Origin of the sequence: Achromobacter sp. UMC71 (assembly GCF_014170305.1) — a bacterium.
Classification (GTDB): domain Bacteria; phylum Pseudomonadota; class Gammaproteobacteria; order Burkholderiales; family Burkholderiaceae_B; genus Achromobacter.
Genome location: NZ_LZZT01000045.1, coordinates 290,747 through 313,249 on the forward strand (window position 1 = coordinate 290,747; position 22,503 = coordinate 313,249).

The window sequence follows — 22,503 nt, forward strand, 5'->3', positions numbered from 1 at the left end:
CGATCGGAACCCCATAAAAAACACACAGGAGACAACCCCATGCCCCACCACCCGCTGCGCAGAACCTGCCTGGGCGCCCTGCTGCTGTCGCTGACGGGCGCCGTACTGGCGCCCGCCGCGTTGGCGCAAAGCGCCTTTCCCAACAAGCCCATCACCGTGATCGTGCCATTCCCGGCCGGCGGGTCCACCGACCGCCACCTGCGCATCGTGGCGCAGGACGCCTCCAAGTATCTGGGCCAGACCGTCATCGTCGAAAACCGCCCTGGCGCGGGCGGCACGCTGGGTCCGGCCACCATGTCGCGCACCGCCAAGCCCGACGGCTACACGGTGGCGCTGTACACGCTGGCCATGCTGCGCATGCCCTACATGCAGAAGACCACCTGGGACCCGATCAACGACTTCACCTTCATCATCGGGCTGTCGGGCTACACCTTCGGCGTCACGGTGCGCGCGGACTCGCCGTTCAAGACCTTCAACGAATACATTGAAGCGGCGCGCAAGAACCCGGGCACCATCGACTACGGCTCGACCGGGGTGGGTTCGTCGCCGCACCTGCTGATGGAAGAGGTCGCCCTCAATGCCAAGGTCAAGCTGAACCACGTGCCCTACAAGGGCAACGCCGACATGCAGCAGGCGCTGCTGGGCGGCCACGTCATGGCGCAAAGCGACGGCACCGGCTGGGACCAGTTCGTGGACTCGGGCAAGATGCGCCTGTTGGTCACCTTCGGCGAAAAGCGCACCACCCGCTGGCCCGACGTGCCCACGGCGCTGGAACTGGGCTACAAGGTCAGCTCCACGTCGCCCTACGGCCTGGCCGGCCCCAAGGGCATGGACCCGGCGGTGGTCAAGGTGCTGCACGACGCCTTCAAGAAGGCGCTGTTCGACCCGGCCAGCACGGAGGTGATGAAGCAGCTTAACCAGGAGCCCGTCTACCGCGACAGCGCCGACTACCAGGCGTGGGCGCAGGCCACTTACAAAAAGGAAAAGGGGCTCATCGAGTACCTGGGGCTGATGGCCAAGGATTGAGACGGGTCGGCTCGACGCTGTCTTTCACGGGCCAGATCCGGCATGCGCCCGGCCTGGCCCGAATGCATTCAGCGCGCTCGGAATGCGGTCCTGTACGCATACAGCCCCGGCGCGCCGCCCGTCATCACGAACAGCACATCCGAACCCGGCGCGTGGCAGCCGGCGCGCACGTCGGCCAACAGGCCGGCGAAGGCCTTGCCTGAATACACCGGGTCCAGCAGCAGCCCTTCGCTGCGCGCCAGGCATTGCACCGCCTCGACCATGGCCGGCGTGGGCACGCCGTAGGCCGGGCCGCGCTGGCTGCCGTCGACCTGGATATCGCCGGGCGCGGGCGGCGCGTAAGTGGCCACGCCCTCGCCCTGCCCCAACAGCGTCAAGGTCGCCGCCGTCAGGTCGACGGTCTTGGTGTGCGCCACGGCCGCGTCGGCCAGCGTGGTGAACGATTGCACCTTGGCGGCCGGCAGACCGGCCGCGATCATCCCGGCCGCCAGGCCCGCATGTGTGCCGGCGCTGCCGTTGGCCACCACGATGCGCGAAAAATCCACGCCCAGCACGCGTGACTGTTCCAGGATTTCCAGCGCGCAGGCCGCATAGCCCAGCGCGCCGGTGGGCGTGGACCCGCCCAATGGCGCCAGGTAGACGCGGCGGCCCGACAATTCCAGCGCCCGCACCCGTTCCAGCGCCGCGGCCATGGCGTCGGCGCCCACGGGCAGGTCGTGCACCACCGCGCCCAGCAGGCGGTTCAGCAGCATATTGCCGTTTTCTTCGTAGTCCACGTCGCTACGCGGCACCACGCGGCCCAGCACCAGTTCGCAGGCCATGCCGGCGCGCGCGGCGGCGGCGGCGGTCAGGCGTGCATGGTTCGATTGCAGGCCGCCCACCGTCACCACAGTGTCGGCGCCCTGCTGCCGCGCGTCGCCCAGCAGGAATTCCAGCTTGCGCAGCTTGTTGCCGCCGCCGCCCAGCGACATGTGGTCATCGCGTTTGACATACAAGCGCACGCCGTTGGCCGCGGCGCCCAGGGCCGCTTCCAGGCCGGTCAGGCGCTGGATCGGCGTGGGACCGTCAAGCAAGGCGTAACGGGGAAAGCGCTGCAGCGCGGACGACAGGCCAGTGGACATGGATGCGTTCCTGAAACAAGGGTGAAGGCGAGCTGGGCAAAGCTCGGCGGGCAAGCCGAACGGACCGCAGCAGGATACGGCAAAATGACCTTGCGGTTCCTCGCGCCAGGCGTCCAGGTCGATGCACGCAGGGGGCAGGCCCTGGACCCGGCAGTACGACGCGCAAAGACAGGTTGCGCCCGCCAAGTCCGGGATTGCGGGACGCGGGGCCGCCGCGCACAAGTTTGGTATGCAATAAATGTTGCCTTTCCTGTACGCGTTTTTGCTAGACTGACTGCCCTGCGTCTTCCCCTGTCGGCCTTCGTTGCCGCGCCTAATGACCGAGCAAGCCCTTCCCGACCCCAGCGCCGACGACATCGCCCGCGCCATCGCCGCCGCCATCGTGGCCCACCGCCTGCCCCCCGGCACCCGCTTGCGTGAAGAGGCCCTGGCGCGGGTCTACAAGGTCAGCCGCACCAAGATCCGCGCGGCCCTGTTGATGCTGTCCAAGGACAAGCTGATCAACATCGTGCCCGACAAGGGCGCCTTCGTCAGCAAGCCCGACGCCAACGAGGCGCGCGAGGTCTACGCCGTCCGCCGCATCCTGGAAGCCGCGCTGGCGCGCGAATTCGTGGCCCGCGCCACCGCGGCCGACTACCGCCGCATCGACGCCCACCTGGCCCAGGAACGCGCGGCCGTGGAAAGCGGCGACGTGCAGGCCCGCAACCGCCTGCTGGGCGACTTCCATATCCTGCTGGCCGAAACGGTCGGCAATTCGGTGCTGACGGGCATGCTGCGCGAACTGTCCGCGCGCAGCGCCGTGATCACCGTGCTGTACCAGAGCTCGCACGACGCCAGTTGCTCGTCGCGCGAGCACCATGCCTTCATCGAGGCCGCCCGCGCCGGCGACACCGAACGCGCCTGCGCGCTAATGGACGAGCACCTGGAACACGTGCAGACCGCGCTGGATTTCAATGAAGACGACCGCACCGGCGGCGATCTGGTCACCGCGCTGCTGAGCTGAACGCGCGCCGGGTTTGATCCCGCGCAAACCGCGCCGCGTGCCTGCCCGATACAGTGTTACGTAGATGGCCGCCATTCGCGGGGGCCGCGGCACAAGTACGGGAGACACCATGTACAAGCACATCCTCATCCCCACGGACGGCTCGCCCCTGTCCTCCGAGGGCGTCGTCAACGCCTTGGACCTGGCCCGCGCGCTGGGCGCCCAGGTCACCATCCTGACGGTCGAAGAACCTTTCCATGTGTTCGCCATGGGCGCGGCGCAGGTGGCCCACAACCTGAACGAATACCAGGACCAGATCCGCGCCCAGGCCGAACGGCTGCTGAGCGCGGCGGCCACGCAGGCGCGCGAAGCCGGCGTGCCGTGCGAAACGCTGCGCGCCACCCACGAAGACCCCTACCAGGCCATCATCGACGCCGCCCGCGAGCGCCATTGCGACCTGATCGCCATGGCCTCGCACGGACGCCGCGGCATGGCTGCCGTGGTGCTGGGTAGCCAGACACAGAAGGTGCTGGCGCATTCCACCACGCCGGTACTGGTGTACCGCAAGAAAGGCTGAGGCCAGGCGGCCGCCAAGACCGCCTTGGCGAACACCGCGACGATCCGGCAAGCCCGCAGCGGCGAGGATTCACGCCCCCGTACGCAGCAGCTGCCCCATGCGTTCCTGCATCCAGCGCTCGGTCGGGCTGGGCGTGCCGCCCTGCAGCCATAGCGTGCGCACCGACAGCGGCGGCAGCGACAGGCCCGTGCACGGCACGCTGACCAGGTCGTTGCGGTAGCCCTCGTATTCGGCGATGTTCAACGGCAGGATCGCCCACCCCAGCCCATCGGCCGCCATCGCCGCGATGCTGTAGAAGCTGTCCGAGCGCCAGGCCGACGGGCTTATCACCACATCCTCGACCCCTTCCATCTGCATGACCAATTGGCGATGCCGCGCCAGATCGTTGCGCGTCACCTCGGACAGCGCGGCCAGCGCATGCCCGCGCGCCACGAAGATAGCCTGCCCCACGTCGCCCAGATAGCGGTGCGCGAAGGCCGGGCCGGGATCGCCCCGGTCGAAATGGAAAGCCACGCTGGCACGACCCTGCTGCACGTAGTCCGCGACTTCGGTCGCCGTGCCGTTCAGTTGGGTCAGTTCCAGCGCCGGAAAGCGCGCCGACACTTCCTTGACCAGTTCGCCCAGCACCAAGTACGGCAAGGCTTCGTCCAGCGCCACGCACAGTCGCGCATCCTGCCCGGCGGCGAACGACAGCGCGCGCTGTTCCAGCCCGGCCGCCTGGCGCAGCAGCTCGCGCGCCTCTTGCAGCAGCACCTCGCCGGCCTGCGTCAGCGTGGCGTTGCGGCGCGAGCGGTCGAACAGCTCGACCCCCAGGTCCGCTTCCAGCAAACCCAGCGACGTGCTGACGGCGGACTGGGCCCGGCCCAGTTGCCGGGCCGCCGCCGAAAACGAGCCCGCCTCGGCCGCCGCCGCGAAATGCCTGAGCTGATCCAAGGTCCAGTTCATGGTTGCTCCTGTTTTATTCATCAATTTTATAGATGCAATCAAACTTTTTATAGCTCATATCCAGATAGATAATGCCAGTCTTACAGGAGTAACCCTATGACGCCGCGGAATCTTTCACACGCTGTCGCCCCGGCCGCCCCCGGCCGCTGGCTCGTGCTGGCCATTGTGTCCAGCGCGCTATTGCTGATCGTCGTGGACATGACGGTGCTGTACACCGCCTTGCCCCGGCTCACCCACGAGCTGGGCGTGACGGCCTCGTCCAAGCTCTGGATCGTCAACATCTATGCGCTGGTCGTTTCCGGCCTGCTGCTGGGCATGGGCACGCTGGGCGACCGCCTGGGCCACAAGCGCCTGTTCATGATGGGCCTGGCCGTGTTCGGCGCGGCCTCGCTGGCGGCAGCCTATTCGCCCAACCCCGGCCCCCTGATCGCCGCCCGCGCGGTGTTGGCGATCGGCGCGGCCATGATGATGCCGGCCACCCTGTCGATCCTGCGCCTGACCTTCGCGGATGAACGCGAGCGCGCCGTGGCCATCGGCGTCTGGGCCTCGGTGGCCTCGGGCGGCGCGGCGCTGGGGCCGGTCATCGGCGGCGTGCTGCTGGAGCATTTCTGGTGGGGCTCGGTGTTCCTGATCAACCTGCCCATCGTGCTGCTGGCGCTACCGCTCGCGCGCCGCTACATCCCCGCCAGCCGACCCGACCGCCAGCGTCCCTGGGACCTGACCGGTTCGCTGCAGGTGATGGCGGGCCTGATCCTGACCGCCTACGCGCTCAAGGAACTGGGCCGCGCCCAGCCCTCGTGGCTGCACGCCGGGCTGGCCTGCGCCGCGGGCGCCGCCACGCTCGCCGTGTTCGCGCGGCGCCAGCGCGCACGGCCCTATCCGATGATCGACTTCGCGATCTTCCGCAACCGCAGCTTCAGCTCGGCCGTGGCGTCGGCGCTGTTCGCGGCGGCGGCCCTGCTCGGCATGGAACTGGTCTTCAGCCAGCGCCTGCAACTGGTGCTGGGCATGTCGCCGATCGAGGCGGCGCTGTACATCCTGCCGCTGCCGCTGGCCGCGTTCATCGCCGGCCCGCTGGCGGGCTGGCTGCTGTCGCGCGTGAGCGGCGCGCGGATGCTGTTCGTGTCGCTGCTGGTCTCGGGCGCGGGCATGGCCGGCTACCTGTTCAGCTACGACGGCGCGCTGCTGCCGCAGATGCTCAGCCTGTGCGTGCTGGGCGTGGGCATCGGCGCCACCATGACGGCCGCGTCCAGCACCATCATGCAAAGCGCCACGCCGGAACGCGCCGGCATGGCCGCATCCATCGAAGAGGTCTCGTACGAGCTGGGCGGCGCGCTCGGCGTGACGCTGATGGGATCGCTCCTGTCGGGCGTCTATGCGCACACGCTGGACGTACCGGTGGGCCTGCCCGCGGCCGGCGCCAGCGCCGCGCGTGACAGCCTGGACGAAGCCCTGATCGTGGCCGAAGGCCTGCCCGCGGACCTGGGCGCCTCGTTGGCGCAACTGGCCCGCGCCGCTTTCGACTCGGGTTACGCCGTGGTCATCGCCACGGCCGCCCTGATGCTGCTGGGCACGGCTGTCCTGGTGCTGCTGAACCGCCTGCGCGGCGGCTCCCGCACGCGCGGCGCGACGGCCGGCTGACGCACCGGCCCCGGCCGCGCTGGCCGTGGCCTACTTCATGGCGGCGGTGCGAAAAGCCTGATCCATGTCGGCGATCAGGTCTTCCTCGTGCTCCAGGCCGATGGAAATGCGGATCAGCCCCTCGGACACGCCGGCCGCGTCACGGTCGGCGGCCGGCACGCCCGAATGCGTGGTGGACGCCGGATGGCACACCAGCGATTCAGTGCCACCCAGGCTGACCGCCGACTTGAACAGGCGCAGCGCGTTGATAAAGCGAAACGCCTTGGGCCGGCCGCCTTCCAGCACAAACGCAAAGGTCGAGCCCGGCCCGGTGCACTGGCGCTTGTAGACGGCCTGGTAGGCCTCGTCCGCGATCATCTCGGGGTGGAATATCCGCACTTTTTCGTGCGGATTGCCGGCCAGCCACTGCGCCACCTTGGTGGCGCTGCGCGCGGCCTGCTTCATGCGCAGCACCACGGTTTCCATCGACCGCGTGATCATCCAGCACGAATGCGGATCCAGCTGCGAGCCAAAGGCGCTGCGGATGGCGCGCACCTTCTTGATCAGGTCCTTGGACCCCGTGACCGCGCCGGCCACCAGGTCGCTGTGGCCGCCCACGTACTTGGTCAGCGAATACACGCACAGGTCCACGCCGTGCTCGGCCGGCTTCTGGAAAATCGGGCCCAGCAGCGTGTTGTCGCACACCGAGATCGGGCGGTAGCCGTGGCGCGCGGCAAAGGCATCCAATTCGGTGGTCATGGCCTGGAAGTCGATCAGCGCATTGGTCGGATTGGCCGGTGTTTCCACATAGAACAAGCGCACCGGCCCCTTGGCCGCGGCGGCTTCCAGCGCATCGCGCATGCTTTGCGCCGACAGGCCGTCGTGGATCGGATGCGAGCCGATGCCCCATTCCGGAAAAATCTTGGCGATCAGGGTCTCGGTGCCGCCGTACAGCGGCACGGACTGCACCAGCTGGTCACCGGGCCGCAGAAACGCCAGGAACACCGCGCTGATCGCGGACATGCCGCTGGAAGTGACTGCCGCGTCCTCGGAACCATCCAGCAGCGACAGGCGGTCTTCGACGATTTCCAGGTTGGGGTGATTGAAGCGGCTGTATACCAGCCCAGCCGATTCGCCCTGCGGCAGCGGCTTGCGGCCCGACACCAGGTCGAAGAACTCGGCGCCGTCTTCGGCCGAACGGAAGGCGAACGTCGACGTCAGGAACACCGGCGGCTTGACCGCGCCTTCGGACAGGAAGGGATCGAAGCCGTACGACATCATCTGCGTTTCCGCATGCAGCGGACGGCCGGAGATGTCTTTCTTGTGATAGCTGGAATAACTCATGGTGTGCCTCGCTTTAGTGGAATTCGGCCTGCCGGGCGGACGGTGCGCGGGTTCATACACCATAGCGCCGGCCGCCGGGCAATGCAGCGAGTATGAGCCTGCCGGTCCCCAATATTCTTTCCATTTCTGTTCCAGGAATCAGATAATGGGAAATATTGTTTCCCATAGACTCGAAACCATGAAAGACACTGCCTTGTTACATCAACTTGACGCGATCGATTGGAAAATCATGAAAATCCTTCAAGAAGATGGCCGCCTGTCCAACGCCGAACTGGCCGAGCGTGTCTCGCTGTCGGCCTCGCCCTGCTGGAAACGCTTGAAACGCCTGGAGACGTCCGGCGTCATCCGCGGCTACCAGGCCATCCTGGACCGCCGCGCGCTCGGCATGGGCGTGGTGGCCTTTGTCAGCATCTCGCTGGACAACCACACCGAAAAAACCTGCCACGCGTTCGAGGCCGCGGTGGCCGCCATGCCCGAGGTGCTGGCCTGCCACAACACCACCGGCCAGCACGATTACCTGCTGCACATCGTGGCGCGCGACTTCGACGCCTATTCCGAATTCGTGCGCAACCGGCTGCGCACCTTGCCCGGCGTCAAGGAACTGCTCAGCACGCTATCGATGCACGAAGTGAAGTCGTCGACCAAGCTGCATCTGTAGGGTTTAGGCGAGTGGCGTCGCGCGAGCTGGTGACGTCACGGCTGCTGGCGCCCGCCTGTTCCTTACATTTCGCCTTGCACCACGCGGTTGCGGCCCTGGCGCTTGGCCTGGTAGAGCCCGCGGTCGGCGACCTGGATCAGGTCGGTGCAAGGCTGGTCGGTGACCGGGATGGCGGTGGCGGTGCCCACGCTGACCGTCAGCCACGGCCCGTCGCCCACGTCCTTCTGCGGAATCTGCATGGCTTCGACCGCGCGGCGCAGCTTTTCGGCGGCCAGGCGGGCGCTGCCCGCCGGCGTGCCCGGCAGTACCAGCGCGAATTCCTCGCCGCCAAAACGCGCCGCCAGATCGGTGGACCGGTCGCAGCTGGCGAAGATTGTGTTGGCCACGCGCTTGAGCGCCTCGTCGCCAGCAATGTGCCCATAGGTGTCGTTGTAGGACTTGAAATGGTCCACGTCGATCATCAGCATGCTGATCTCGCGGCCATCGCGGCGCGCGCGCAGCCATTCGGCATTGAGGTATTCGTCGAAATAGCGGCGGTTGCCCAGGCCCGTCAGGCCATCTGAATTGGTCAGGCGGCGCAGCTCCATATTGCTTTCCAGCAGTTGCTGCTGGCTCTGGCGCAGCGCCTGGTAGGCCTCGTCGCGCTGCACCATCGCCAGGTACGAGCGCGAGTGGTAACGGATGCGCGCCACCAGCTCGATCGAATCGGGCAGCTTGACCAGGTAATCGTTGGCGCCGGCCGCGAAGGCGGCGCTCTTGATGGCCGGGTCTTCCTTGGTGGACAGCACGATGATGGGAATGTCGCGCGTGACCGGATGGCCGCGGTATTCCTGCACCAGGCTCAGGCCGTCCACGCCCGGCAGCACCAGGTCCTGCAGGATCACCGTGGGCCGCGTCTGGATGGCGACGGTCAGGGCCTTGTAGGGATCCGAGCAGTAATGGAAATCGATGTTGCCCTCCGTGGCCAGGGCCCTGCGGATGGCTTCGCCGACCATCACCTGATCGTCGACCAGCAATACCATGGCCGCGTGCGAATTCAGGTCCGCCGAGGCAGGGCTGTCAATGGGAGGGTGCATAGTGTCTTTCCTTGATGTCTCGCTGTATCCGCCGCATCAGGCAAAAGCCTGTATCAGACGGGGTGCAATCTTATCCAATGGGCGGATTTCGACGGCAGCCTGCAAGGCCGCCGCGGCTTTGGGCATGCCATAGACCGCGCTGGTGGCCTGGTCCTGGGCAATGGTCAGGCAGCCCCGCTCGCGCAGCGCCCTCAAGCCGCGCGCCCCGTCCTGCCCCATGCCGGTCAGCAGCACGCCCACCGTCAGCCCGCGCCAATGCTGCGCGACGCTATGAAAAAAAACGTCAATAGAGGGACGGTACAGGCTTTCCTTGGGATTCTCGGTGTACCGCAGCGTACCATCCGCCACCAGGTGCAAATGGTCGTCCGTGCCGGCCAGCAGCACCTGGCCCGGCGCCGGCCGTTCGCCTTCGCGCACCAGCCGCACGGGCAGCGCCACCTGGTCATTGAGCCAGTCGGCCATGCCGGCGGCGAACGAGGCATCCACGTGTTGCACCAGCACGATACCGGCCGGGAAAGTCACCGGCAGGTCATGCAGCAACTGGGCCAGCGTGGCCGGGCCGCCGGCAGACGCGCCGATCACCAGCAGGCCCTGCGACGGGCTGGGCTGCGCCGTGCTGCGGGGCACCGGCGACAACGCCGTGCGGTTGTTGCCGTAGCGGCCGATCAGCCAGCCGATATTGCGGATCTTGCGCAGCAGCGGCGCGGCCGCCGTGCGCAGGTCGGCGCTGCCCACCACCGGGGTATCCACCGCGTCGAGCGCCCCATAGCCCATGGCGTCGAACACCCGGGTCGTGTGGCGCGCCACGTCCACGGTGACCACCACGATGGCGCAGGGGGCTTCGGCCATGATGCGGCGAGTGGCCTCGACGCCGTCCATGACGGGCATGACCATGTCCATCAACACCACGTCGGGGCGGTCCAGCACGCATTGTTCCAGGGCCTCCTGGCCGTTGGAGGCCACCCAGGCGACCTCCAGCCCCGGTTCGAGCGCGATGACGCGCCTTAGGGTTTCGACCGCCATCTGCAGATCGTTGACGATGCCGATTCTCACGTTCGCGCCTTTCCAATCAGGTCTTCGACGGCGTCCAGCAGGGCGTCGTCGTGGAAGCTGCCCTTGGCGAGGTAGTAGTCGGCGCCGGCATCCAGCCCGCGCCGCCTGTCCTCTTCGCGATCTTTGTAAGACACTACCATCACCGGCAGGCTTTGCAACTTGGGATCGGCCTTGATCCGCGACACCAGCTCGATACCATCCATGCGCGGCATGTCCACGTCGGTCACCACCAGGTCGAAGGATTCGTTGCGCAGCATGTTCCAGCCGTCCATGCCGTCCACCGCCACCGCCACGTCAAAGCCGCGGTTCAGCAGCAGCTTGCGCTCCAGTTCGCGCACGGTCAACGAATCGTCCACCACCAGCACGCGCTTGCGGCGGCGCGCCTGCGCCACCGGACCGCCACCGTCCACGCGGGTCAGCCGCCCGCCTTCGACCAGTTTCTGCACCGACAGCAGCATGTCTTCGACGTCCAGGATCAGCAACGGCGTGCCGTCGTCCATCAGCGAGCCGGCCATGACGTCCTGCACCTTGCCCAGGCGCGGGTCCAGCGGCTGCACCACCAGCGTGCGCTCGCCCACGTAGCGGTCCACGGCGATGCCGTAGAGCTTGTCGTGGTCGCCCACCACCACCACGGACAGGGTCTCGGCGGCGGGCGCCGGCTCGCCGGACCGCAGGATCTGGCGCGCCGACACCAGGCCGATCTGCCGGTCCATGAAGCGGAAGTGCTGATGCCCTTCCAGTTGTTCGATGTCCTGCGCCCGCACTTGCAGCGCATGGCTGACATAGGCCAGCGGAAACGCGTAGATCTCGCCCTGCACCTCGACCAGCAGGCTGCGCACCACCGACAGCGACAGCGGCATTTCCAGCACAAAGCGCGTGCCCTGTCCCGTCTGTTGGTGGATACGCACGGCGCCGCGCAGCTGGCGCACCATGGTCTGCACCACGTCCAGCCCGACGCCGCGGCCGGATATCTCGGTGACTTCCCCGCGCGTGCTGAAGCCAGACAGGAACAGGAATTCCAGGAGCTCGGCCTCGCTCAGGCGCGCGGCGGTTTCCGCGTTGGTCAGCTTGCGCTGCACGACTTCGACCCGCAGACGGTCCAGCGAGATGCCGCCGCCGTCGTCGCTCAGTTCGATCAGCAGCATGCCGGCGGCGTGGCGCGCCGAGAGCCGGATCAAGCCCTCGGGCGGCTTGCCGGCTTCCAGGCGGTCCATCGGCATTTCGATACCGTGATCCACCGCGTTGCGCAACAGATGCATCAGCGGCGCGTCCAGCTTGTCCAGGATGTCGCGGTCGACCTGCGTGGTGTCGCCATCGATTTCCAGCCGCACCTGCTTGCCCAGCGAGCGGCCCAGGTCGCGCACCATGCGCGCCATGCCGCCCACGCCGTCGCCAAAAGGCCGCATGCGGCAGGTCAGCGCCGTGTCGTACAGGCGTTGCGCCAGGTGGCCCATACGCCAGCCGAATTCATCGACCTCGCTGGCGCGTTGTGTCAGTTCCTGCTGGCAGGCTTCGACGATACGCTGCGCGTCATCCAGCGCCGCCTGGCTGCGGGCGTCCACGTGCGTCTCGGCCAGCGACGCCCGCAGGCTGTCCAGCGCCTGGCTGGCGCCCGATTGCAGCCGCCGCAGGCGTAGCATGGACGCGCTGAAAGGCGCGATCCAGTGCGACTCCACCAGGGTTTCGCTGGACAGGCCCAACAGCTTGTTGAGCGTATCGGCCGTGACCCGCAGCACCCGTTCGCCTTCGCCCAGGCTTTGGTCCGACACGCGACGCGCGGGCGGTGGCGGCGGTGGCGGATCGCCGGGCCGTTGCAGCGGCGGCAGGAAGTCCGAGGGCTTGGGCGGACGCTCGACCACCGGCGCGGCCGGCGGCGCATTGGGCGCGTTGGACAGGCGCGCCACCAGGTCGTCGATTTCTTCGCCCAGCTCGACGCCGGGCGTGGCCACCCGCTGCAGCAGGTCAGCCCCCAGCAGCAGCGCGTCGATGTCAGCCGCCTGCAGGCGCAACCGCCCTTCCTGCGCCGCCACCAGGCAGTCTTCCATGGCGTGCGCGATGCGCACCGCCGGGTGCAGGTCGACAATGCGCGCGGCGCCCTTGAGCGAATGCGCGGCGCGCATGCAGGCCTCGAGCTGGGGCGCCGACGTGGGGTCGTGCTCCAGCGCCAACAGGCCGTTGTTCAGCACCTGCACCTGATTGCGGGTTTCCAGCTGGAACAGTTCCAGCAGCGAGGCGTCGCGCATCTGGTCCGGGTTCACGCCAGGCTCCGTTCCAAGGCTTGCATCAACAGATTCTCGTCCAATACGCCCACGCTGCGGGCGCCGCAGCGTGCCATGCCGCGCGAATATTTCAGGCTGGCGCCTGCCACCGTGGCCGGCAGGCCTTCCAGCGCGTCCAGGTCCACCGAGTGGATGCCTTCGACCTCGTCGACCGGCAGCACCACCGCCCGCCCCGCCCCGCCGAAGATCAGCATGCGCGCGGCAGCGGGCCGCTCGCGCCCGGTATCGGCCGCCATCGTGTCCAGCCCCAGCAGGCGCGCCAGCGACACACAGACCGTCAGCGTGCCGCGCACGTTGGTCACGCCCAGCACCGCCGGATCGCGCCGGTGCGGCAGCGTCAGGATGGCGCGCGTGCTGGCCACTTCGTCCAGCGCCTTGGTCGGCAGGCCCAGCCATTCGCCTTGCAGGCGGAACACCAGCAGCGACGACAGCCGGGCTTGCGCCGCCTGGGCGGCGGCCGTGTCCGCGGCGCTGTGCTCGTGCGTGTCGGCCTGCGGCGGCAGGCGGTCCAGAATGCGCTTGGCCGCCGCCGCGTACACCGGGCAATTGCGGCAATGCACGTGCTCGGGCAGGCGCTCGCAGCGCTTGTCGCCGCGGATGCCGATGCGGTTCCAGCAATCGTCCACTTCGGATAACCGCGCCAAAACGTCACTCACGGCGGGCCTCCTGGCGCGCGGCGCGCGCCTGCAAACGGCGGGCGCCTTCCTGGTCGCCGTCGGACGCGATCAGCGCGGCCAGGTGCAGCAGCGCTTCGCGATGGGTCGGGTCCAGGTACAGCGCCTTGCGGTAGGCGGCCTGGGCCTGGCGCGCGTCGCCTTCGGCGTCCTGCAACAGGCCCAGCAGATACAGCGCTTCGGCGCTGGCGCCGTGGCGCTCCAGGTGGGCGCGGCATTGGGCCATGGCATCCGGCACCCGGCCCTGGTCGGCCAGCACGGCGATCTCGCGCAACGACGCATCCACGCTCTGGCTGCCGGCCGCGGACGGCTGCCGTTGATCCGCGGCCGGGGTCTGCGCGGACGCGGCTCCCAGCGGCGCCGTGGCTTGCCAATGGCTTCCCGCCGCAACGGCAGCCGTCTCGCGGGCCGGCGCATGCCCCTGCGCGCGGGTGACGGGACGCGGCGCGGGCGGCGGCGTCCAGGCCAACGCCGCCGGGGCAGCGCTTTCGACCGGCGCGGCCGCCGGCTCGGCGCGGAACGCGAAGGCGCGCGCCATCGGCACCGCAGGCAGGCGACGGCCGGTCATCAGGCTGGTCTCGGCCGGCCCGACGAACAAAATGCCGTCGCGGCGCGTGAAGCGCCGCAGCACGCCCACGGCGCGTTCCTGCGTGGCCGCGTCGAAATAGATCAGCAGATTGCGGCAGAACACGAAGTCGTATGGCACCGTGTTCTGCAGCAGATGCGCATCGAACAGATTGCCCGCCAGGAAGTGCACGCGGGCCGTCACCTGGCTGGACAGCTGGTGGCCGTTGGCGGTTTCCGTGAAATAGCGGTCGCGGTACGTCAGATCGTCGCCGCGGAACGAATTGCGGCCGTAGCAGGCGCGACGGGCAAATTCGACCATGCGCTCGCTGATGTCCACCGCGTCGATCTGGAAACGCGATGCCGGCACGCCCGCGTCCAGCAAGGCCATCGCGATGGAATAAGGTTCTTCGCCGCTCGAACAGGGCACGCTCAGCACGCGCAGCATGCGCGCGGCGGTGTCCGGCGCGGCCAGGCCTTCCGTGGCCGCCCTGCCCGGTCCGCTGACGCCGCCCGTCCCGAACAGACGTTCACGCGCCAGCGCCGCCATGGCGGCCTGCGACTCCGGATAGCGGAAGAACCAGGTCTCCGGCACGATCACGGCTTCGATCAGCTGCTGCATTTCGGCGGGCGAAGTCTGCACCCGCATCAGATACTCCTGCTCGTCGTCCAGGTCCACCGCCTGCATGCGGTGACGCACCGCGCGTTCGACGGCAGCCTTGCCGATCGAGCCGCTGTCCAGCCCCATCTTGCGCTTGAGCACCGCGCTGAAGTCATCCACCAGCATCATGGCCGGGCTCCTGGCGGTTGCGCCGGTTCGATGGGGAACAGCAGCGCGCGCACGGGCTCGGGCAGCAGATCCGGCACATTGACGGCCTGCACCATCCCGCGCGTATCGCTCAGCACCGGCCCCAGGTAACGCGCGGCCGGGGTGTCCAGCCCCACGGGCTGGAACGCGGCCGGATCATAGTGAACGGTCTCGGTGGCCTGCTCCAGGATCAGGCCCAGCAGACGCGCCTGCGCCTGGCCATCCGGTCGGTAGCGCACCAGCGCCAGCCGGGTACTGGTCACCATTGCCGCGGCGCCCGCGCCGGCCAGCGCGCTCAGGTCGATAGCCGGCACGGCCACGCCGCGGCAATCGAACATGCCGGCCACCCAAGGCGGCGTGCCCGGCACCTGCTTGAATCCGCGCATGCCCAGCACCTCGACCACGTCGCCGGCGTCCAGCGCATAGCGGTCCGGCCCGATGCGAAACAGCAGGTACAGCCGGCGCCGGGCGGCGGCTTGACCGGCCGCGGCGGGCGGAATGGAGGCAAGCTCGGCCATGGCCGCGTCAGACCTTGAAGCGCGACACGCCGCTGCGCAGGTCGTTGGCCACCAGCGTCAGCTCTTCGATCGCCAGGCTCGACTGGCGCAGCGATTCCACCGTCTGCTGGGCCGCGTCGCTCAGTTGCTGCAGCGCCTGGTTGATCTGTTCGGCGCCGGTCGCCTGCGCCTGCATGCCTTCGTTGACCATCTGCACGCGCGGCGCCAACGTCTGCACCTGCTGGATGATCTGCGACAGCTGGTCGCCCACCTGCTGCATGTCGGCCATGCCGCGGCGCACCTCTTCCGAGAACTTGTCCATGCCCATCACACCGGCCGACACCGACGACTGGATCTCGCGCACCATCTGCTCGATGTCGTAGGTGGCCACGGCGGTCTGGTCGGCCAGGCGCCGGATCTCGGTCGCCACCACCACGAAGCCGCGGCCGTACTCGCCGGCCTTCTCGGCTTCGATCGCGGCGTTCAGCGACAGCAGATTGGTCTGGTCGGCGACCTTGGTGATGGTCGTGACCACCTGGGTGATGTTGCCGGCCTTTTCGTTCAGGATGGCCAGCTTGGCGTTGACCGAGCCGGCCGCGCCGACCACGTTGCGCATGGTGTCCTCCATGCGCGCCAAGCCGACCTGGCCGCTGCCCGCCAGCGAGGCCGTCTGTTCGGCGGCACTGGACACTTCCGTCATGGTGCGCACCAGTTCGCGCGAAGTGGCCGAGATTTCGCGCGAGGTCGCGCCGATCTCGGTGGTGGTGGCGGCCACTTCAGATGCCGTGGCCTGCTGCTGCTTGGACGTGGCCGCGATCTCGGTCACCGAGGTGGCCACCTGCACGGCCGAGCGCTGGGTCTTGCCCACCAGGCCGGTCAGCTCGTCCACCATGCCGTTAAAGCCCCCTTCGATGGCGTTGAACTCGTCCTTGCGCGCCAGCGTCAGGCGGCGCGTCAGGTCGCCGCTGCCGGTGGCTTCCAGCGTTTTCACGATGGCGCTCATGGGTTTGACGATGGCGCGCAGCAGCAAGAAGCCGCAGATGATGGCGGCGACGATCGCCAGCCCCAGCGACACCAGCATGCCGACCTCGGCCTTGTCCACCGCCTTCTGGATGCTGATGGCCGATTCGTCGGCCTGCACCTTGTTGGCCGCCACCATCTTTGCCAGCACGTCGCGGCCGGCATAAAACGCCGGACGCAGGTCGGACTTGATCTTGACTTGCGCCCGCGCCGGATTCGGTCCCATCGAGGGATCCAGTATCTCGCCGCGGATGCGCATGTAGACCTGCAGCGCCTTCTCGAAGTCGTCGAACATGCGCTGATCGTCGCCACGCACCACGGTGCGGCGGTACTGCTCGATGTCCTCGCGCAACTGCTGGTCGTTCTTGGGCAGCGCGGCCAGACCGGCCAGGCGCTCCTGCTCGGTGTCGCTATTGAAGGCGTCCTGCACCACCACGAAGCCCGCGAACCACGACGAACGGATTGAGGTGCTGTAGTAGATGCCCGGCACGGCGTCCGTATTGATCGATTTGGCCTCGGCCTCGACCTGCAACAGCCGCTGGTAATCGACCACCACCATCAGCGCCATGATGGCCAGGATGACCAGGAAGCTGGCGATGATGCGCTCGCGGAGTGTCAGATTCTTCATACCGGGGACCTTTGTGCTGTGTCGGCTCGCCAGCGCCCGGATCGGCACGGTCGAGGTTTCCGGCGCGTATTTTCCGCGCGCTTGCCACCCATTCATGACGGGATGTCTAAATGATCAACAATTATTGCAAAGGCGCAGCCTATCAGCTATGAAAAAACAGGGGAAACCCCGCCATCTTGGCGCGGTTCGTCGGAAAAAAGCAAAGCCCTCTTACAAGGGCTTGTCTTTTACTGTGACAACGCGTACCGAATATCCCTAAAACTGCGGCGGACGCTGCCCCACCCAGTCGCGCACCTGTTCATAGGCGTGAGCCAGTTGCAGCACCGCCAGGTCGCCGCGCGGCGGACCGATCAGCTGCATGCCCATGGGCAGCCCCGCCGCGCCGAACCCCACCGGCACGCTGATCACCGGGCAGCCGGCCAGCGTCCAGGGCGTGACGGTTTCCATCCAGCGATGGTAAGTATCCATGGCGCGTCCGGCGATGGCCTTTGGCCAGTCAAGCTCGGCGTCGAACGGGAACACCTGCGCGGTGGGCACGGCCAGGAAATCCACGTCCTGGAACATCGCCAGCACCCTCTGGTACCAGGCGCTGCGTGCTTCGGTGGCCTGGAACACCTGGTGCGCGGTCATGCCGTCCATGCCTTCGACTTCCCAGATGACGGCCGGCTTGACCAGCTTGCGGGTCTCGGGGTTACTGACCAGGCCGTGCAACTGCCCGCCCACCAGCAGGTGGCGGTGCGCCAGCCAGATGCGCCACAGCTGCGCGGGGTCGAACGGCACGCGGTAGGCGTCGACCTGGCAGCCGGCCGCGCCCAGGTCCGTCAGCGCCTGCTCGCACAGTTCCAGGATGCCCGGCTCCATCGGCAGGTAGCCATTCCAGTCGGCCAGCCAACCGATGCGCTTGCCGCGCATATCGGCGTCCAGCGGCTGCGCGAACACGGCCGGATCGTCGCCCAGCGACAGCGGCACGCGCGCATCGGGCCCGGCGATCACGGACAGCATCCGCGCCACGTCGCGCGGCGTGCGCCCCATGGGGCCCTCATAGGACAGCTGCTTGAGGAAGACCTCGTTGGACGGCCCGAACGGCACCCGTCCGGCCGAGGGACGCATGCCATACACGTTGCAGAACGCCGCCGGATTGCGCAGCGAGCCGCCGAAGTCGCTGCCGTCGGCCACGGGCAACAGGCGCGCGGCCAACGCCGCCGCCGCGCCGCCGCTGCTGCCGCCCGCGGTCTTGGTGGTGTCGTAGGGGTTGCGGGTCGTGCCGTAGACCTTGTTGTAGGTATGCGAGCCCAGGCCGAATTCCGGCACATTGGTGCGGCCGATGAAAATGGCTCCGGCCGCGCGCATGCGTTCCACCAGGATCGAGTCGTGCTGGGTCACCTGGTCCTTGTAGACCAGCGACCCCATCGACGTGACCATGCCGCGCACCGCGGTCAGGTCCTTGGGCGCTTGCGGCATGCCGTGAAACCAGCCCAGCCATTGCCCCGCCGCCAGCTGCGCGTCGCGCTCGTCGGCCTCGCGCAGCAGGTCTTGCGCATCGCGCCGGGCCACGATGGCGTTCAGGCGCGGATTGACCTCGTCGATATGCTGCAGATAGGCCGTCATGACTTCGCGGCAGGAAACCCGGCGCTGGCGGATCGCGTCCGACAGCGCATGGGCGGGCATGGCGACGATATCGTTCAGGCGGCCCGAGGCCGCCGGCGTGGCTGCGTTCATGGTGTTGTGGTCTCCTCTTTGTACGGCGACGATACTACGCCGCAACCCGGGCCCTTGAGAACCCGGCGAGGAACCTCCCGGAAATGCCGGCCGGGCAAGACACCCGCGGAATCAGACGGACGGACGCGCAAATACCAGCAGCGTCGACGTGGCCGAGGCCAGCAGGCGGCCCTGCGCGTCGGTCAACTTGGCTTCGGCGTATGCCACCCGCTGGCCGAACGACAGCACCCTGCCCTCGGCCCGCAGCAGGCCGCTGTGGCGCGTGATGGCCTTGTGATAGGCCACCTTCAGTTCCAGCGTGGTGTAGGCCTGCTCGGCCGACAGGCGCGAATGCACCGCGCAGCCGCAGGCCGAATCCAGCAAGGTGGCGGCATAGCCGCCGTGCACCGTGCCGATGGGGTTGTAGGCGTGCGGGCCGGGCGTGCCGGCAAACACCGCCAAGCCTTCCTCGGCCTCGACGAAATCAAAGTCCAGCGACACCAGGATGCCGGGCTTGCGGCCCGAGGCCAACAAGGCGCGCAATTGCTCCAGGCCGCTCAGGCCGGCGCCGGTCTGATCGACCAGACTGGGTTCGCGTTGCGGGGCGGCGGACGTGCCGCCCGCCGGATTCGACGATGCAGTCATGCGGTGTGCTCCAGGAACGAAAGGCGATAGCGAGAACCAAGGCGGCCGGGCCCTCGAGAAGCCATACCCGGCCACGAAGGCGGGTTAAGATCTGAATATGACGAACATCATATAGCAAATGCGCCGCCAGGTCTGCGCCGCGGCGCAGCCACGGCAAGCGCCCAGATTTTCGCGCGCCCAGCCCTACTCGAACAGGTGCTGCGCCAGATGATCCACGAACACACGCAGCTTGGGCGACGGGTGCCGGCTGGCTGGCCATAGCGCCCACATCGTGCCGTTGCCGCGGGTGCGCTCGTCCATCACGGATTGCAGCCGGCCCGAGGCCAACTCGTCGCGAATCGTGAAATCCGGCAGGCACACGATGCCCAGCCCGCTCAGCGCCAGGAAGATCCGCATCTCGACGCTGTTGCACACCAGGGTCAGCGGCAACTCAGGGGTCTGCGCGTCGGGCCCGGTCTTCAGGGGCCATTTCTCCAGCTTGCCGGTGCTGGGATAGCGGTAGTGCAGGCAGCAGTGGCGCAGCAGATCGCTGGCGCGCCGCGGCGTGCCGTGTTGCGCCAGATAGTCGGGCGACGCGGCCAGGATGCGGCGAAACGGCCCCAGGCGGCGGCGCTTCAGACCGGAATCGTCCATCTCGCCGGTCCGCACCACGGCGTCGTAGCCTTCGCCGATCACGTCGACCATGCGATCGGTGAAATCCAGGTCCAGCTCCACCTGCGGGTACCGCTTCATGAAACTGGCCAGCGCCGGCTCGAACAGCCCGCTGTAACGCGGCAAGCTGACCCGCAGCCGGCCGCTGGGCGTGCCGCTGGCTTCGGACAACTCCAGTTCAGCCGCCTCGACCTCGCACAGGATGCGGCGGCAGCGCTCCAGGAATTTCTCGCCTTCCGGCGTCAAGGCGATGTGGCGCGTGCTGCGGTGAAACAGCCGCACCTTCAGGCGCGCTTCCATCCGCGCCACGCTCTTGCCAACCGCCGACGGCGACACGCCCATCACGCGCCCCGCCTCGGCGAAGCTGCGCGTGTCCGCCACCAGCACGAAGACGCCGATACCGCTCAGGCTGTCCATGTTCCGGCCTTTTCCCCATCGATTTCAATGCGGACATTCATGTCCGGAATATTCGGAATCCTAGCCTATTTTTCTTTTATCGGCGCTTGCCTATTCTGCGGGCACTGCATCGGTTGCGCCCTGGCTCAACCGGTTTCCTTCTTGCCGATCCGGCCTTGCACCATTTTGTTCCGACCATGACACCGCCTGCCCTTTCCCCTGCCCCCAACCGCTGGCTGCAATTGCTGGCCGCCTGTCTCACCGCCGTGCTGATTCCGCTGTGCTTCACCGGCCCCGCCGTGGTGCTGCCATCGATCAGCCAGGCGCTGGGCGGCACGCCCGTGCAACTGAACTGGATCCTGAACGGCTACATCCTGGCCTACGGCAGCGTCATCATGGTGTCCGGCAGCCTGACCGACCTGTACGGCCCGCGCCGCGTCTGGCTGGGCGGGCTGGCCTGGTTCTGCGCCTTTACCTTTCCCATCGCCTGGGCGCCGTCGGCCAGCTGGATCGACTTCCTGCGCCTGATGCAAGGCGTGGGCGGCGCGGCGGCCTTCGCCGCGGCCATGTCGTCCCTGGCGCCGCTGTTCCATGGCGCGGCCCGCGCCCGCGCCTTCAGCCTGCTGGGCACCACGTTCGGCATCGGCCTGTCATTCGGCCCGCTGATCTCGGGCTGGCTGGTGCAGACGGCCGGCTGGCGCTGGGTCTTCCATGGCACCGGCCTGGTGGGGCTGGCCGGCCTGGCGCTGGTAGCGGCCAGCGTGCGCGCCACGTCCGGCGCGGCGCAAGGCCGCTTCGATTGGCGCGGCGCGCTCAGCTTCACCGGCGCGCTGGGACTGTTCACCTACGGCATGCTGCTGGCGCCCGAAAACGGCTGGGCCGACCTCGCGGTCGCCGGCTCGCTGCTCCTGTCCGCGCTGCTGGCGGCCGCGTTTGTCGTCACCGAAATGCGCACGCCCCATCCGATGCTGGACCTGACGTTGTTCCGCGGCGCGCGCTTTGTCGGTGTGCAGGTGCTGGCGGCCTCGCCCGCCTTTCTCTTCATCGTGCTGATCGCCATCCTGCCCGGGCGCTTCATCGGCATCGACGGCTACAGCGCGCTGCAAGCCGGCCAGCTGATGATAGGCCTGGCCGCGCCCTTGCTGGTGGTGCCCTTCCTGGCCGCGCTGCTGACGCGCTGGGCCCGCCCCGGCGCGCTGTCCTGCGCGGGCCTGCTGGCCGTGGCGGCCGGCCTGGCGTGGCTGGCGCGCGACCTGGCCGGCGGCGCGCAGGGGCTGTGGCTGCCCATGGGCCTGATCGGCATCGGCATCGGCCTGCCCTGGGGCTTGATGGACGCCATGGCGGTCAGCGTGGTCGAACGCGAACGCGTCGGCATGGCCACCGGCATCTTCAACACCGTGCGCGTGTCCGCCGACGGCGTGGCCATCGCCGTCGTCAGCGCCTTGTTGGCCACCTTGATTCACGCCCAGGCGGCCACGGCCTTGCCCGGCGCCGGCCGCCAAGACCTGCTGCAAGCCGCCAACCGCGCCGCCCTGGGTCAGTTGGCCGAGGCCGCCGAGCTGCTGCCAGGCGCTGGCGCCTTGCTGCACCAGGCCTATGACGCGGCCTTCGGACAGGTGCTGTACGCGCTGGCGGTGTTTGCACTGCTGCTGGCCGGGTTGGTGTATGCGTTGCTGGGCAGGCCAGAGGCGGCCACGGCCGCGGCGCGCCCCCAGGTTTCGTGAACGCCATGCAGGCCGGACAGCCGGCCACTTGTTTGCGCCAGATCAACCCGGCACGCCCGCCCCGCACCCTACTATTTCGCGTTATCCATCGCGCCGCCAGGAGCCGCCCTTGCCCCAAGCCGACCTCTGCACCGAAGCCGAAATCCGCGATCTGGTGCATACCTTTTACGCCAAGGCGCGCGCCGACGACGCCCTGGGGCCGGTCTTCCAGGCCCAGATCCACGACTGGGACGAACACCTGGCAACGCTGTCGGACTTCTGGTCGGCCGTGCTGCTGGGCACCCGGCGCTTTACCGGCATGCCGATGCCCAAGCATGTCGCCATGCCGCACCTGAGCGCCGAACTGTTCGAGCGCTGGCTGGCGCTGTGGGGCGAAACGCTGGCCGCGCTACCCAACCGCGCGCTGGCCGATGCCGCCAGCGAGATGGCCAAGCGCATGGCGCGCAGCCTGTGGTACGGCTACCAGCTCAGCCGCGATCCCAACCAGGCGCTGACGGAACTGCGGTCCGCCTAACGC

Annotated in this window: 20 protein-coding genes; 7 read left to right on the plus strand and 13 right to left on the minus strand. The window is 68.1% G+C overall.

Features of this window, described 5'->3' with window-relative positions; all coding sequences use genetic code 11:
* Positions 1-39: 39 nt before the first annotated feature.
* Positions 40-1,026, plus strand: coding sequence for a tripartite tricarboxylate transporter substrate binding protein (locus A9974_RS22205; protein ID WP_183006325.1), 987 nt, complete (start codon positions 40-42; stop codon positions 1,024-1,026).
* 68 nt (positions 1,027-1,094) lie between these two features.
* Here A9974_RS22205 and A9974_RS22210 read toward each other — a convergent pair whose 3' ends face one another.
* The gene (locus A9974_RS22210; protein WP_183006326.1) at positions 1,095-2,147 is read right to left on the minus strand and encodes a D-cysteine desulfhydrase family protein; all 1,053 of its coding nucleotides are present in this window, start codon (positions 2,145-2,147) and stop codon (positions 1,095-1,097) included.
* A gap of 316 nt (positions 2,148-2,463) precedes the next feature.
* On the opposite strand from A9974_RS22210, the gene A9974_RS22215 reads away from it, so the two are divergent.
* Positions 2,464-3,150 carry a GntR family transcriptional regulator gene (locus A9974_RS22215; protein ID WP_183006327.1) on the plus strand — a complete coding sequence of 229 codons (687 nt, stop codon included), beginning with the start codon at positions 2,464-2,466 and terminating at the stop codon, positions 3,148-3,150.
* Between the two features lie 109 nt (positions 3,151-3,259).
* Positions 3,260-3,706, plus strand: a complete 447-nt coding sequence (locus A9974_RS22220; protein WP_183006328.1) for a universal stress protein — start codon at positions 3,260-3,262, stop codon at positions 3,704-3,706.
* A gap of 69 nt (positions 3,707-3,775) precedes the next feature.
* Here A9974_RS22220 and A9974_RS22225 read toward each other — a convergent pair whose 3' ends face one another.
* Complete coding sequence (locus tag A9974_RS22225; protein WP_183006329.1) at positions 3,776-4,651, minus strand: LysR family transcriptional regulator; 876 nt, start codon at positions 4,649-4,651, stop codon at positions 3,776-3,778.
* Between the two features lie 96 nt (positions 4,652-4,747).
* On the opposite strand from A9974_RS22225, the gene A9974_RS22230 reads away from it, so the two are divergent.
* Positions 4,748-6,292 (plus strand): MFS transporter, encoded by a 1,545-nt coding sequence (locus tag A9974_RS22230; RefSeq protein WP_183006330.1) that lies wholly within the window; start codon positions 4,748-4,750, stop codon positions 6,290-6,292.
* 30 nt (positions 6,293-6,322) lie between these two features.
* Here the strand turns inward: A9974_RS22230 and A9974_RS22235 are convergent, their stop codons facing one another.
* Positions 6,323-7,615: a cystathionine gamma-synthase family protein gene (locus A9974_RS22235; protein ID WP_183006331.1), complete on the minus strand. Its 1,293-nt coding sequence runs from the start codon at positions 7,613-7,615 to the stop codon at positions 6,323-6,325.
* A 178-nt stretch (positions 7,616-7,793) separates the two neighbouring features.
* Here A9974_RS22235 and A9974_RS22240 point away from each other — a divergent pair, with 178 nt between their 5' ends.
* On the plus strand, positions 7,794-8,273 hold the full coding sequence (locus A9974_RS22240) for an Lrp/AsnC family transcriptional regulator (protein ID WP_183006332.1): 480 nt from the start codon (positions 7,794-7,796) through the stop codon (positions 8,271-8,273).
* Positions 8,274-8,335: 62 nt separating this feature from the next.
* Here A9974_RS22240 and A9974_RS22245 read toward each other — a convergent pair whose 3' ends face one another.
* The 10 genes from A9974_RS22245 to A9974_RS22290 form a co-directional block, all read right to left on the minus strand.
* Positions 8,336-9,349: a PleD family two-component system response regulator gene (locus A9974_RS22245; protein WP_183006333.1), complete on the minus strand. Its 1,014-nt coding sequence runs from the start codon at positions 9,347-9,349 to the stop codon at positions 8,336-8,338.
* Positions 9,350-9,385: 36 nt separating this feature from the next.
* Positions 9,386-10,402, minus strand: a complete 1,017-nt coding sequence (locus tag A9974_RS22250) for a chemotaxis response regulator protein-glutamate methylesterase (RefSeq protein WP_183006334.1) — start codon at positions 10,400-10,402, stop codon at positions 9,386-9,388.
* On the minus strand, positions 10,399-12,660 hold the full coding sequence (locus tag A9974_RS22255; RefSeq protein WP_183006335.1) for a hybrid sensor histidine kinase/response regulator: 2,262 nt from the start codon (positions 12,658-12,660) through the stop codon (positions 10,399-10,401). The genes A9974_RS22250 and A9974_RS22255 overlap by 4 nt, the downstream gene beginning before the upstream one ends.
* Positions 12,657-13,337 carry a chemotaxis protein CheW gene (locus tag A9974_RS22260; protein WP_183006336.1) on the minus strand — a complete coding sequence of 227 codons (681 nt, stop codon included), beginning with the start codon at positions 13,335-13,337 and terminating at the stop codon, positions 12,657-12,659. The genes A9974_RS22255 and A9974_RS22260 overlap by 4 nt, the downstream gene beginning before the upstream one ends.
* Positions 13,330-14,709, minus strand: a complete 1,380-nt coding sequence (locus A9974_RS22265) for a CheR family methyltransferase (RefSeq protein WP_183006337.1) — start codon at positions 14,707-14,709, stop codon at positions 13,330-13,332. Before A9974_RS22265 ends, A9974_RS22260 begins: the two co-directional genes overlap by 8 nt.
* Positions 14,706-15,245, minus strand: a complete 540-nt coding sequence (locus A9974_RS22270; protein WP_183006338.1) for a chemotaxis protein CheW — start codon at positions 15,243-15,245, stop codon at positions 14,706-14,708. Before A9974_RS22270 ends, A9974_RS22265 begins: the two co-directional genes overlap by 4 nt.
* Before the next feature lie 7 nt (positions 15,246-15,252).
* Positions 15,253-16,872: a methyl-accepting chemotaxis protein gene (locus A9974_RS22275; protein WP_183006339.1), complete on the minus strand. Its 1,620-nt coding sequence runs from the start codon at positions 16,870-16,872 to the stop codon at positions 15,253-15,255.
* Positions 16,873-17,127: 255 nt separating this feature from the next.
* Positions 17,128-18,591, minus strand: a complete 1,464-nt coding sequence (locus tag A9974_RS22280; RefSeq protein WP_183006340.1) for an amidase — start codon at positions 18,589-18,591, stop codon at positions 17,128-17,130.
* Positions 18,592-18,702: 111 nt separating this feature from the next.
* Positions 18,703-19,215: a PaaI family thioesterase gene (locus A9974_RS22285; RefSeq protein WP_183006341.1), complete on the minus strand. Its 513-nt coding sequence runs from the start codon at positions 19,213-19,215 to the stop codon at positions 18,703-18,705.
* Between the two features lie 183 nt (positions 19,216-19,398).
* Positions 19,399-20,283, minus strand: a complete 885-nt coding sequence (locus tag A9974_RS22290; protein ID WP_183006342.1) for a LysR family transcriptional regulator — start codon at positions 20,281-20,283, stop codon at positions 19,399-19,401.
* Positions 20,284-20,459: 176 nt separating this feature from the next.
* Here A9974_RS22290 and A9974_RS22295 point away from each other — a divergent pair, with 176 nt between their 5' ends.
* Positions 20,460-21,986, plus strand: a complete 1,527-nt coding sequence (locus A9974_RS22295) for an MFS transporter (RefSeq protein ID WP_183006343.1) — start codon at positions 20,460-20,462, stop codon at positions 21,984-21,986.
* Between the two features lie 109 nt (positions 21,987-22,095).
* Entirely contained in the window at positions 22,096-22,500 is a 405-nt protein-coding gene (locus A9974_RS22300) for a group III truncated hemoglobin (RefSeq protein ID WP_183006344.1), read from the plus strand.
* Positions 22,501-22,503 lie beyond the last annotated feature (3 nt).

Bases quoted from the DNA above. Each gene is read 5' to 3' on its own strand.
- A9974_RS22205 (WP_183006325.1), top strand. From the start codon at position 40: ATGCCCCACCACCCGCTGCGCAGAACCTGCCTGGGCGCCCTGCTGCTG.
- A9974_RS22210 (WP_183006326.1), bottom strand. From the start codon at position 2,147: ATGTCCACTGGCCTGTCGTCCGCGCTGCAGCGCTTTCCCCGTTACGCC.
- A9974_RS22215 (WP_183006327.1), top strand. From the start codon at position 2,464: ATGACCGAGCAAGCCCTTCCCGACCCCAGCGCCGACGACATCGCCCGC.
- A9974_RS22220 (WP_183006328.1), top strand. From the start codon at position 3,260: ATGTACAAGCACATCCTCATCCCCACGGACGGCTCGCCCCTGTCCTCC.
- A9974_RS22225 (WP_183006329.1), bottom strand. From the start codon at position 4,651: ATGAACTGGACCTTGGATCAGCTCAGGCATTTCGCGGCGGCGGCCGAG.
- A9974_RS22230 (WP_183006330.1), top strand. From the start codon at position 4,748: ATGACGCCGCGGAATCTTTCACACGCTGTCGCCCCGGCCGCCCCCGGC.
- A9974_RS22235 (WP_183006331.1), bottom strand. From the start codon at position 7,615: ATGAGTTATTCCAGCTATCACAAGAAAGACATCTCCGGCCGTCCGCTG.
- A9974_RS22240 (WP_183006332.1), top strand. From the start codon at position 7,794: ATGAAAGACACTGCCTTGTTACATCAACTTGACGCGATCGATTGGAAA.
- A9974_RS22245 (WP_183006333.1), bottom strand. From the start codon at position 9,349: ATGCACCCTCCCATTGACAGCCCTGCCTCGGCGGACCTGAATTCGCAC.
- A9974_RS22265 (WP_183006337.1), bottom strand. From the start codon at position 14,709: ATGATGCTGGTGGATGACTTCAGCGCGGTGCTCAAGCGCAAGATGGGG.
- A9974_RS22270 (WP_183006338.1), bottom strand. From the start codon at position 15,245: ATGGCCGAGCTTGCCTCCATTCCGCCCGCCGCGGCCGGTCAAGCCGCC.
- A9974_RS22275 (WP_183006339.1), bottom strand. From the start codon at position 16,872: ATGAAGAATCTGACACTCCGCGAGCGCATCATCGCCAGCTTCCTGGTC.
- A9974_RS22280 (WP_183006340.1), bottom strand. From the start codon at position 18,591: ATGAACGCAGCCACGCCGGCGGCCTCGGGCCGCCTGAACGATATCGTC.
- A9974_RS22285 (WP_183006341.1), bottom strand. From the start codon at position 19,215: ATGACTGCATCGTCGAATCCGGCGGGCGGCACGTCCGCCGCCCCGCAA.
- A9974_RS22290 (WP_183006342.1), bottom strand. From the start codon at position 20,283: ATGGACAGCCTGAGCGGTATCGGCGTCTTCGTGCTGGTGGCGGACACG.
- A9974_RS22295 (WP_183006343.1), top strand. From the start codon at position 20,460: ATGACACCGCCTGCCCTTTCCCCTGCCCCCAACCGCTGGCTGCAATTG.